The sequence below is a fragment of the Bacillus cereus group sp. MYBK5-2 genome, assembly GCF_051915685.1.
Lineage (GTDB): Bacteria > Bacillota > Bacilli > Bacillales > Bacillaceae_G > Bacillus_A > Bacillus_A cereus.
Map to the genome: position 1 here is coordinate 1 of NZ_JBQAFE010000015.1, position 11,998 is coordinate 11,998.

An 11,998-nucleotide genomic window follows, 5' to 3' on the forward strand; every position below is an offset into this window, starting at 1 on the left:
ATGATGGCAGAGAGGTCACACCCGTTCCCATACCGAACACGGAAGTTAAGCTCTCTAGCGCCGATGGTAGTTGGGACCTTGTCCCTGTGAGAGTAGGACGTCGCCAAGCAACTAAACACGAGTCAAATGACTCGTGTTTTTTCGTGTTTTCTTTTATAATCCATAGTAATTAAAAAAATGTGCTTAAATAATTACTATTTTGATTAAATGCAGGGGAATGTGGCTAGGATAGTGAATAAGCAAAAGAGTTGCAAATTTTATTAATACGTATATAATTAAAGTCAAAGATAGTCAAAGTCAATAAAGGTGGCGGATAAATGAGAAATATATCTGATATCATTGAGCAATATCTAAAGCAAGTTATTGACTTAAGTAATAATAATGTGATTGAAATCAAAAGAAATGAGATTGCGGATCGATTCGAGTGCGTACCATCTCAAATCAATTATGTAATCAATACCCGTTTTACATTAGAAAGAGGATTTATAGTAGAAAGTAAACGTGGTGGTGGAGGTTACATTCGCATTATAAAAGTCAAACTGCATGATGATATAGACATTATTGATCAAATGCTTCATATGATTGATCATAGCGTTGCACAAGGGAATGCAGAGAGTATGATTATACGTTTATTAGAAGAGGGAATTATAACAGGCCGTGAAGCAAAACTAATGTTAAGTGTACTAGATCGTTCTGTATTATCAATGGATATTCCTTCTCGAGATGAACTTAGGGCTCGAATATTATGCGCAATGTTAAGAACAATGAAATATAAATAAATACAGCTTTTGTAAAAGAATGATAATTAAGATAGGGCAGTTAAATATTGTAGAAGTTTTGAAAAAGAGCATGTACTTTTATCTAAATGGATTAAGGAAAGAGGACAATCTAGTAATGTATGAAAAGTATCATGAGGTAGATCGTTCCTATTGTAAAGGTGGGGATATTGATGACTTGTCAAAACTGTAATATAAGACCAGCAACTTTACATTATACAAAAGTAATCAACGAGAAGAAGGCGGAAGTTCATCTTTGTGAGCAATGTGCGGAGCAAAGTGGCTATACGTCTTTCTTTCAATCATCACAGTCTAACTTTTCATTTCATGATGTATTTGCTGGTTTATTACACGGTGAATCAACAATGTTTGGAGAAGGAAAAAACGGGTTTTCAAATACAAATACAGTAAGATGTCCAGATTGTAAGATGACATATGAACATTTTACAAAAGTGGGACGCTTTGGTTGTGCTTCTTGTTACGATACATTTAAAGGACACTTAAACCCATTGTTAAAGCGACTTCATGGTGGACATACAGAACATTGTGGAAAAATTCCGGAACGAATGGAAGGAAATATCCACTTAAAGAAAGAATTAGATGAACTAAAACTTATTCTGAAACAATATGTACAGAATGAGGAGTTTGAGAAAGCTGCTGAGGTAAGAGATGAAATTCGAGGGCTTGAAACTCAGCTTAGTGAGCATAGAGAGGGGGAGTAGTTCTATGTCACTGGACAAAATTATGAATGAAGCGATTAGTCCATGGATGAAGGGGGATGGCCCTGATTCTGATATTGTTTTAAGTAGTCGAATTCGTTTGGCTCGTAATTTTAAGCAATATCAATTTTCTACTATGCAAAACGAAGAGGAAGCTCAACAGGTTCAAGAATTATTTAAAAAGAAATTTATAAATAAATCGGTAGAGCCCTTTGGGAAGTTTGGATTATTAAAAATGAATGAATTAACGCCTCTTCAAAGGAGAGTTTTAGTCGAAAAGCATTTAATTAGTCCAAATCTCGCAGGGACCGAATATGGAGCATGTCTGTTATCAGAAAGCGAACACATTAGTGTGATGCTTAATGAGGAAGACCACATTAGGATTCAGTGCCTATTTCCAGGGCTACAGTTATCAAAGGCGCTTCAAAGCGCTAATCAAATAGATAATTGGATTGAGAAAGAGGTTGAATATGCTTTTGATGAATCACTTGGATATATTACGAGTTGTCCTACTAACGTTGGTACAGGATTAAGAGCTTCTGTAATGATTCATTTACCAGGGCTGGTTTTAACAAAAAGAATTAGCCGTATTATACAAGTAATTCAAAAATTAGGGTTAGTAGTAAGAGGAATATACGGTGAAGGTAGCGAAGCGTTAGGTAATATATTTCAAGTATCAAATCAAATGACGCTAGGGAAATCCGAAGTAGATATTATTGCAGATTTAAAGAGTGTCATGCAGCAAATTATACAACAAGAAAAATTGGCCAGAGAATTAATTGTACAAAATTCGAGTATTGAGCTTGAAGATAAGGTTTATCGTTCTTACGGTATACTAGCAAACAGTCGTTTAATTCAATCTGCAGAAGCGGCAACTTGCTTATCGGATGTACGACTTGGTATTGATCTAGGATATATAAAAGGTATATCGAGAAATATTTTGACTGAGCTAATGGTTCTTACGCAACCAGGTATTTTACAACAATATGCAGGAGGACCTTTAGGACCAGAAGAAAGAGATTATCGAAGAGCAACCTTAATCCGTGAGCGATTACGTATTGAAAAAAACTAAGCGCAAGTAGGAGGCGATTTCTATGATGTTTGGAAGATTTACAGAAAGAGCACAGAAAGTATTAGCTTTATCTCAAGAGGAAGCAATTCGCATTGGGCATAATAATATTGGAACAGAACATATTTTACTTGGGCTTGTACGCGAAGGTGAAGGAATTGCAGCAAAAGCGTTAATTGCTCTTGGATTGAGCCCGGAAAAAGTGCAAAAAGAGGTAGAAGCGTTAATTGGACGTGGAACAGAAGCTTCTCAAACTGTACATTATACACCTCGTGCTAAAAAAGTTATTGAATTGTCTATGGATGAAGCGCGTAAGCTAGGACATTCTTACGTTGGAACAGAACATATTTTACTTGGCTTAATCCGTGAAGGTGAAGGTGTAGCGGCACGTGTTTTAAATAATTTAGGCGTAAGCCTCAACAAAGCAAGACAACAAGTATTACAACTTCTTGGAAGTAACGAAGCAAGTTCAGGTCACCAAGGTGGTTCATCGACAAATGCCAATACACCGACACTAGACAGTTTAGCACGCGACTTAACAGTTGTTGCACGTGAGAATCGTTTGGATCCTGTTATTGGACGTAGTAAAGAAATTCAACGTGTAATTGAAGTGTTAAGCCGTAGAACAAAAAACAATCCAGTGTTAATTGGAGAGCCTGGTGTAGGTAAAACAGCAATTGCTGAAGGGTTAGCACAGCAAATCGTAAATAATGAAGTTCCTGAAACGTTAAGAGATAAGCGTGTTATGACACTAGATATGGGAACAGTGGTAGCTGGGACGAAATATCGTGGTGAGTTTGAAGATCGTTTAAAGAAAGTAATGGATGAAATACGTCAAGCAGGGAATATTATTCTATTTATTGATGAACTTCATACATTAATCGGTGCAGGTGGAGCAGAAGGTGCAATCGATGCATCAAATATTTTAAAACCATCTTTAGCACGCGGAGAATTACAATGTATTGGTGCGACAACTTTAGATGAGTATCGTAAATATATTGAAAAGGATGCAGCTTTAGAGAGACGTTTCCAGCCAATTCATGTTGATGAGCCGAGTCTAGAAGAATCAACTCAAATCTTGAAAGGTTTACGCGATCGTTATGAGGCGCATCACCGTGTGTCTATTACAGATGATGCAATTGATGCAGCTGTAAAACTTTCTGATCGTTATATTACGGATCGTTTCTTACCGGATAAAGCAATTGATTTAATTGATGAAGCTGCTTCAAAGGTTCGCTTACGCTCTTATACAACACCACCAAACTTAAAAGAGCTTGAAGTGAAGCTTGAGGAAATTCGAAAAGAAAAAGATGCGGCTGTACAAAGTCAAGAGTTTGAAAAGGCTGCTTCCTTACGTGATATGGAACAACGCTTACGTGAGAAATTGGAAGATACAAAGCGTCAGTGGAAAGAGCAACAAGGAAAAGAAAATTCAGAGGTTACGGTAGAAGATATTGCAAATGTCGTTTCTACATGGACACGTATCCCTGTTTCTAAACTTGCACAAACAGAGACTGATAAATTATTAAACTTAGAATCCATTCTTCATGATCGTGTCATTGGCCAGGATGAAGCGGTAGTGGCTGTAGCGAAAGCTGTTCGTCGTGCAAGAGCAGGACTAAAAGATCCGAAACGTCCAATTGGTTCATTTATTTTCTTAGGGCCAACAGGTGTAGGTAAAACAGAATTAGCAAGAGCATTGGCAGAATCTATGTTCGGTGATGAGGATGCAATGATTCGCATTGATATGTCTGAGTATATGGAGAAACATTCAACTTCTCGCTTAGTTGGTTCTCCTCCAGGATATGTTGGGTATGAAGAAGGCGGACAATTAACAGAGAAGGTTCGTCGTAAGCCGTATTCAGTTGTCCTATTAGATGAAGTAGAGAAGGCGCATCCCGATGTATTTAATATTTTACTACAGGTATTGGAAGATGGTCGTTTAACTGATTCTAAAGGACGTACAGTTGACTTCCGTAATACGATTGTTATTATGACGTCTAACGTTGGTGCTGAGGCGTTAAAACGTAACAAACATCTTGGATTTAACGTACAAGATGAAAGCCGTGATTATTCGGATATGAAAGGTAAAGTAATGGATGAGCTGAAAAAGGCATTTCGTCCAGAATTCTTAAACCGTATTGATGAAATTATCGTATTCCATATGCTTGAGAAAAAACATATTCAAGAAATTGTGACTCTTATGGTAAATCAGTTAGTGAATCGCTTAAAAGAACAAGAAATTGAATTGCAATTAACAGAAGGGGCGATTGCAGCTATTGCTGATAAAGGGTTTGATCGTGAATATGGTGCTCGTCCACTACGTAGAGCAATTCAGAAGCATGTAGAAGATAGACTATCGGAAGAACTTTTAAAAGGTGCTATTGAGAAAGGGCAAAAAGTTATCTTTGATGTAGAAGGGGAAACATTTGTCATTCATAGTGCTGAAAAGGTAAAATAAGTATAGACAAACTAAGAGGGCTACGAGATAGCCCTCTTTCTTGTACGAGAAGGTCAAATGTTTATAGATGAAAGCGAAGTGAAATATAAAAAGATATGGCTAAAAAGAAAACAAAATTCACATGTCAAGAGTGTGGTTATCAATCACCAAAATATATGGGTAAATGTCCAGGGTGTGGTCAATGGAATTCGCTTGTTGAAGAGATGGAACCCGTTGTATCATCCAGACGCCTAAATTATGCAAATGCAATTCAAACAGAAGTAACAAAACCAAGACGTCTTACAGAAGTAGAAACAAAGTCTGAGGCACGTATTGAAACAAAATTTCAGGAGTTTAACCGTGTACTAGGTGGCGGAATTGTAGATGGATCTTTAGTACTTATTGGTGGGGACCCTGGGATTGGAAAATCAACGTTATTATTACAGATTTCCTCGCAATTAGCAGATGCTTCATATGATGTATTGTATATATCAGGTGAGGAGTCAGCAAAGCAGATTAAACTTCGTGCAGATCGTTTACATGTAAATGGTAGTAATCTATTTGTTGTATCAGAGACAGATTTACAGCGTATTGCAGCACATATTGAAGAGATGAATCCTGCTTTTGTTGTTATTGATTCTATTCAAACGATACATTTACCTGAAGTGACATCAGCTCCTGGTAGTGTGGCGCAAGTACGTGAATGTACAGCAGAATTAATGAAACTTGCAAAAACAAAGGGAATCCCAATTTTTATCGTAGGGCATGTGACAAAAGAAGGTGCAATTGCGGGACCGCGTATGCTAGAACATATGGTCGATGCAGTTCTTTACTTTGAAGGAGATCGACACCATACATATCGTATTTTACGAGCTGTAAAGAATCGTTTTGGTTCTACGAATGAAATGGGTATCTTTGAAATGAAAGAACTTGGCCTTGCAGAAGTCTTAAATCCTTCTGAAATTTTCCTTGAGGAAAGACCAGTTGGAGTTGCAGGTTCAACAGTAGTTGCCTCAATGGAAGGAACAAGACCAGTTTTAGTAGAAATACAGGCATTAATTTCCCCTACTAGTTTTGGAAATCCTCGAAGAATGGCGACAGGAATTGATCATAATCGTGTCTCGCTTATTATGGCGGTACTAGAGAAAAGAACAGGTTTACTATTACAAAATCAAGATGCGTATTTAAAAGTAGCTGGTGGTTTGAAATTAGATGAACCGGCAATTGATTTAGCTGTTGCCTTAAGTATAGCTTCAAGTTTTAGAGATAAATCTACGGCACCAACTGATGCGGTAATAGGAGAAGTTGGATTAACTGGAGAAATAAGAAGAGTATCAAGAATCGAACAACGTGTACAAGAAGCAGCTAAATTAGGATTTCAACGTGCTATCATTCCTAGAAAAAATTTAGGGGGGTGGACAATTCCAGAGGGGATTGAGGTTGTAGGTGTTTCTAATTTAGGAGAAGCGCTTCGTTTGACATTAGGAGGCTAGGCTATGGAAGAAAATAAGCAACGTGTCAAAAGTATAATTAATATTTTACAGCTCGTGGCCCCGGGAACACCACTGCGCGAAGGGATAGATAATGTACTTCGCGCACAAACAGGGGGACTAATTGTTCTTGGGTATAATGAGCAGATTAAAAGCATTGTTGATGGTGGTTTTCATATTAATTGCGCATTCTCTCCTGCTAGTTTATATGAATTAGCAAAAATGGATGGAGCACTTATTTTAAATGAAACTGGAAGTAAAATTTTAATTGCAAACGCACAGTTAGTTCCGGATTCATCTATTGATTCTATTGAAACAGGTATGCGTCACCGAACAGCAGAGCGTGTAGCAAAGCAGACGGGCAGCCTTGTTGTGGCCATTTCACAAAGACGTAATGTAATTACGCTATATCAAGGGAACTTACGTTATACATTAAAAGATATAGGTGTCATTTTAACGAAGGCAAATCAAGCAATTCAAACGCTAGAAAAATATAAGGCTGTATGGAATGACGGCATTACGAATTTGGGTATTCTAGAATTTGAAGAGGTCGTTACAATGTCCGAGGTGGTTCACGTTTTACATAGTGTTGAAATGGTGCTGCGTATTAAAAATGAAATATTGAGCTATATTCATGAGTTAGGAACAGAAGGTAGGTTAATTCGTTTACAGCTTACAGAATTACTAGCTGATTTAGAGGCAGAGGCAGCATTGTTAATTAAAGATTATCACCAGGAGAAAACACAAGACCATCATCAAATATTGAAAAAGTTACAAGATCTTGCAAATACACAACTTTTAGAGGATAGTGATTTAGTTAAATTGCTTGGCTATCCAGGACAAACAAGTTTAGAAGAAAGTGTGACACCTAGAGGGTACCGAATCACAAGCAAGATTTCTCGTGTTCCGCCACTTATTATCGAGAATTTAATTAATCGATTTAAAACATTGCAAGGTGTTTGCCGAGCAACTATTAATGAATTGGATGATGTGGAAGGAATTGGAGAAGTGAGAGCGAAGAAAATACGAGAAGGTCTAAAAAGAATTCAAGAGCATCTCTATATGAGTAGACACAATTAAGAATATTACATTGATTCTATAATATAACGACACTAGAACATTTTTGGTATATGATATGATATATTGGTAAATAAAACTATTTACAAAAAAAACACGTCCGCTTTTGCATTCGGCGTTTTGATTAGCGAAACAATGGTTAATAATGAGTAGGAGGTGGTTGGATGTTAAAACGGATTGTACAGCTCTTCTTTTTAGTGATCGGGGGAGCGTTAGGGATTTACTTAATCCCAAAAATTATTAATGTATTAGATATCGGTGCGGTTCCTTTGTTGGAAGGATCGTATGTTCGTGCAATTATTGGTGCAATTATTTTATTTTTAACAACATTTTGGCTTGTAGATTATATTGTTCAACTTATTAAGCATATTGAAGAGGCTCTTGTAAAGGCGCCTGTAGCAGATGTTTTATTTGGTACATTAGGATTAATCTCTGGTCTTATTGTTGCATATTTAATTTTGATACCAATTCGTGAATTTACAATTCCAGTTATTAGTACGGTGTTGCAAGTGTTCTTCACCCTTTTACTTGGATATTTAGGATTCCAAGTAGGATTTAAAAAGAGGAATGAATTGCTAGGATTATTTACATTACCCCAACGCGGAGGTAAGAAGAAAAACAATAGTGAGAATGAAGAGGTAGAGGTCGAAGCAGAAAAATCTACGACTCATTGGAAAATTCTCGATACGAGTGTAATTATTGACGGACGTATTGCAGATATTTGCCAAACAAAGTTTTTAGAAGGAACAATTGTCATTCCGCAATTCGTATTAGAAGAGCTTCAGCATATTGCCGATTCTTCAGATGCTTTAAAGCGTAATCGTGGCCGCAGAGGGCTAGACATTTTAAATCGTATTCAAAAGGAGATGCCAATTCCGGTAGAAATTTATGAAGGCGATTTCGATGATATCCAAGAAGTAGATAGCAAGCTTGTAAAGTTGGCAAAAATCACTGGTGGAACTGTAGTAACAAACGATTTCAATTTAAACAAAGTTTCTGAATTACAAGGGGTTACGGTGTTAAACATTAATGATTTAGCTAATGCGATTAAACCAGTCGTACTCCCTGGTGAAGAATTAAGTGTTTATGTTGTGAAAGATGGTAAAGAACAAAATCAAGGTGTTGCATACTTAGATGATGGTACGATGATTGTAGTAGAAGATGGTAGAGAGTATGTGGGTTCACAACTTGACGTACTTGTTACTAGCGTATTACAAACATCGGCTGGTCGTATGATTTTCGCAAAACGTAAATTGCTAGAAAAAGCATTATAAGTAGAGGATTATTAATATGTATACATTAATTATTCCGGCAGCGGGCCAAGGAAAACGAATGGGTGCTGGTAAAAATAAGTTATTTTTACTTATAGATGAAGTACCAATTATTGTGCACACATTGCGTGCTTTTGAAAAAGATAAAGCGTGCAAAAGTATTATTATGGCAATTAACGAAGAAGAACGCCCGTATTTTGAAGAGTTAATGCAGAAGTACCAGATTGAAAAGCACGTACAATTCATTCAGGGTGGAGCCGAAAGACAAGATAGCGTCTATAACGCACTTCAGTATGCGAGTGGTGTCGAATATGTTCTTGTGCATGACGGGGCGCGCCCGTTCGTAACGAATAAAGTGATTCGCGATGTATTAACTGCAGCAGAAAAATATGGAGCTTCCATTTGTGCAGTGCCAGTAAAAGATACTGTTAAGAAAGTAGAGAAGGGTGTTGTTGTAGAAACGGTAGAGCGATCTCAACTTAACGCTGTACAAACACCACAAGGATTCTCTGTTTCTCTTTTGCTAGAAGCTCATAGAAGCGCAAAGCAAAGTTGTTTTCTTGGCACAGATGATGCAAGTCTCGTAGAACGTGTGGGGAAGCAAGTAGGTGTAGTAGAGGGGAGTTACTATAATATTAAAGTGACGACTCCGGAAGATCTATTAATTGCTGAAAGTTTCCTACGTGTTCAGAAGAAATAACATTGATGACGTGTTAATAAAGAAAAGCTCGGCAACAGCCGGGCTTTTCTTTATAAGGATAGCGATATAATATAGAGTCATAAAGCTCAGTAGTTTAGCTTAAGGAGGAAGTAAGGATGTTTCGAATTGGACAAGGTTTTGATGTACATGAATTTGCGGAAGGGCGCCCGTTGATTATCGGTGGAATTACAATTCCACACGAGAAAGGATTAATCGGTCATTCAGATGCAGATGTATTGTTACATACGATTGCTGATGCATGTTTAGGTGCGATTGCAGCAGGAGATATCGGAAAGCATTTTCCTGATACAGACCCAGCTTTTAAAGATGCAGATTCAGCTGTATTGTTACAAAAAGTTTGGGAATTTGTGCGTGAACAAGGTTACGAGTTAGGAAATTTAGATTGTACAATTATTGCTCAAAAACCAAAAATGGCACCACATATTGAGAGTATGCGTAAGCGCATTAGTGAACTGTTAGAAACGTCTATCGATAACATTAATGTAAAGGCAACAACAACAGAAAAATTAGGATTTACAGGTAGAGAAGAAGGGATTGCTTCTCAAGCGGTTGTTTTATTACAGAAAAAATAATGGTTTTTAATTCGTAAGATGGATAATCACATTTTTTTGGTGTACAATTATAGAATGTGTTGACATTAAGAATGGAAGGTGTACCAATTATGGAAAAGCAAGTGAGAGTGCGCTACGCGCCAAGTCCAACAGGACACTTACATATCGGAAATGCGCGTACGGCATTATTTAATTATTTATTTGCTCGTCATTTAGATGGCAAATTTATTATTCGTATTGAAGATACTGATGTAAAACGTAACGTGGCTGGTGGAGAAGAAAGCCAATTAAAATACTTGAAATGGCTCGGTATGGACTGGGATGAAGGTGTTGATGTTGGTGGTGAATTTGGACCATATCGCCAAACAGAGCGTTTAGATATTTATAAAAAATTATATGAAGATTTATTAGAGCGTGGTCTAGCTTATAAATGTTATATGACAGAAGAAGAGCTAGAAGCAGAGCGTGAAGGACAAATCGCTCGCGGTGAAACACCTCGTTACGCAGGTAACCACCGTGAATTAACTGAAGAACAAGTGAAAGAATTTGAAGCTGAGGGACGTATTCCAAGTATTCGTTTCCGTGTACCAGCTGATCGTGACTACACATTCAAAGATATTGTAAAAGATGAAGTTGCGTTCCATTCAAATGATTTCGGTGATTTTGTTATTGTGAAAAAGGATGGAATTCCAACTTATAACTTTGCAGTAGCAGTAGATGATCATCTAATGGAAATTACACATGTACTTCGTGGTGATGATCATATTTCAAATACACCGAAACAAATGATGATTTATGAAGCTTTCGGCTGGGATATTCCACAATTCGGTCATATGACTCTAATTGTTAATGAAAGTCGTAAAAAGTTAAGTAAGCGTGATGAATCTATTATTCAATTTATTGAGCAATATAAAGAGCTTGGGTATCTTCCAGAAGCAATCTTTAACTTTATTGCACTACTAGGTTGGTCTCCGGTAGGAGAAGAAGAAATCTTCTCTAAAGATGAGTTTATCAAAATGTTCGATGCAGCTCGTTTATCAAAATCACCTGCATTATTTGATTCTCAAAAACTAAAATGGATGAACAACCAGTATATGAAAAAGCAAGATTTAGATACGGTTGTAGAGTTAAGCTTACCGCATTTAGTGAAAGCTGGACGTGTGGGAGAAACTTTAAGCGAACAAGACCAAGCTTGGATTCGTGATGTAATTGCTTTATACCATGAACAAATGAGTTTTGGAGCTGAAATTGTAGAGCTTTCTGAAATGTTCTTTAAAGATCATGTTGATTATGAAGAAGAAGGACAAGAAGTACTAAATGGTGAACAAGTACCTGAAGTACTTCGTGCATTTGCTGGTCAAATAGAAGCTCTAGAAGCAATGGAGCCAGCAGCAATTAAGGCAGCGATTAAAGCAGTTCAAAAGGAAACAGGACATAAAGGTAAAAATTTATTTATGCCAATCCGTGTTGCAACTACAGGACAAACGCATGGTCCAGAGCTTCCGAATGCTATTGCACTTCTTGGAAAAGAAAAAGTTTTAAATCGTCTTCAAAAAGTAATTGGTTAACATTTTCTAGGTTTAGAAATATAATAAGTATACCTAAAACCTAATAAGGAAAAGCGACGAGAAGGAGAAGTAGAAAATCAGGCTTTTTACAGAGAGAACCACCTTTAGGCTGGGAGTGGTTTATAAGCGGATTTTTGAAATGCCCCTTCGAGTCTTCTGCTGAACAGCGAATTGCTTCGTGGGATGTCTTAGGCCGCAAAGTAAGCAGAAGCGGTGTACACCGTTATCATGGATGAGTTTGAGGCTTTTTTAAGCCTAAACAGAGTGGAACCGCGCTTAAAAGGCGTCTCTGTCAATATGACAGAGACGCCTTTTT

The 11,998-nt window shown here is 37.3% G+C and carries 10 protein-coding genes, 1 rRNA gene and 1 other annotated feature; all 11 genes read left to right on the forward strand.

What is annotated here, in order from left to right; translation table 11 throughout:
* Nucleotides 1–109 (forward strand): 5S ribosomal RNA (rrf, locus tag ACTFP3_RS28035); the annotation flags it as partial.
* A 208-nt stretch (nucleotides 110–317) separates the two neighbouring features.
* The gene (ctsR, locus tag ACTFP3_RS28040) at nucleotides 318–779 is read left to right on the forward strand and encodes a transcriptional regulator CtsR (RefSeq protein ID WP_440011924.1); all 462 of its coding nucleotides are present in this window, start codon (nucleotides 318–320) and stop codon (nucleotides 777–779) included.
* A gap of 170 nt (nucleotides 780–949) precedes the next feature.
* Nucleotides 950–1,498, forward strand: coding sequence for a UvrB/UvrC motif-containing protein (locus tag ACTFP3_RS28045; protein WP_000128399.1), 549 nt, complete (start codon nucleotides 950–952; stop codon nucleotides 1,496–1,498).
* Nucleotides 1,499–1,502: 4 nt separating this feature from the next.
* Complete coding sequence (locus ACTFP3_RS28050; protein WP_000050843.1) at nucleotides 1,503–2,567, forward strand: protein arginine kinase; 1,065 nt, start codon at nucleotides 1,503–1,505, stop codon at nucleotides 2,565–2,567.
* A 22-nt stretch (nucleotides 2,568–2,589) separates the two neighbouring features.
* Nucleotides 2,590–5,025 (forward strand): ATP-dependent protease ATP-binding subunit ClpC, encoded by a 2,436-nt coding sequence (gene clpC, locus ACTFP3_RS28055; RefSeq protein ID WP_000971184.1) that lies wholly within the window; start codon nucleotides 2,590–2,592, stop codon nucleotides 5,023–5,025.
* Nucleotides 5,026–5,120: 95 nt separating this feature from the next.
* The gene (gene radA, locus ACTFP3_RS28060) at nucleotides 5,121–6,497 is read left to right on the forward strand and encodes a DNA repair protein RadA (protein ID WP_001085202.1); all 1,377 of its coding nucleotides are present in this window, start codon (nucleotides 5,121–5,123) and stop codon (nucleotides 6,495–6,497) included.
* 3 nt (nucleotides 6,498–6,500) lie between these two features.
* Nucleotides 6,501–7,574, forward strand: a complete 1,074-nt coding sequence (disA, locus tag ACTFP3_RS28065; RefSeq protein ID WP_000392158.1) for a DNA integrity scanning diadenylate cyclase DisA — start codon at nucleotides 6,501–6,503, stop codon at nucleotides 7,572–7,574.
* Between the two features lie 161 nt (nucleotides 7,575–7,735).
* Entirely contained in the window at nucleotides 7,736–8,845 is a 1,110-nt protein-coding gene (locus ACTFP3_RS28070) for a PIN/TRAM domain-containing protein (protein WP_000919677.1), read from the forward strand.
* 16 nt (nucleotides 8,846–8,861) lie between these two features.
* Nucleotides 8,862–9,542, forward strand: coding sequence for a 2-C-methyl-D-erythritol 4-phosphate cytidylyltransferase (gene ispD, locus ACTFP3_RS28075; RefSeq protein ID WP_000288283.1), 681 nt, complete (start codon nucleotides 8,862–8,864; stop codon nucleotides 9,540–9,542).
* A 116-nt stretch (nucleotides 9,543–9,658) separates the two neighbouring features.
* Complete coding sequence (gene ispF / locus ACTFP3_RS28080; RefSeq protein ID WP_000488386.1) at nucleotides 9,659–10,135, forward strand: 2-C-methyl-D-erythritol 2,4-cyclodiphosphate synthase; 477 nt, start codon at nucleotides 9,659–9,661, stop codon at nucleotides 10,133–10,135.
* Between the two features lie 89 nt (nucleotides 10,136–10,224).
* Nucleotides 10,225–11,682, forward strand: coding sequence for a glutamate--tRNA ligase (gene gltX, locus ACTFP3_RS28085; protein WP_000415143.1), 1,458 nt, complete (start codon nucleotides 10,225–10,227; stop codon nucleotides 11,680–11,682).
* A gap of 47 nt (nucleotides 11,683–11,729) precedes the next feature.
* Nucleotides 11,730–11,976, forward strand: a binding site (T-box leader).
* Nucleotides 11,977–11,998: the final 22 nt, after the last annotated feature.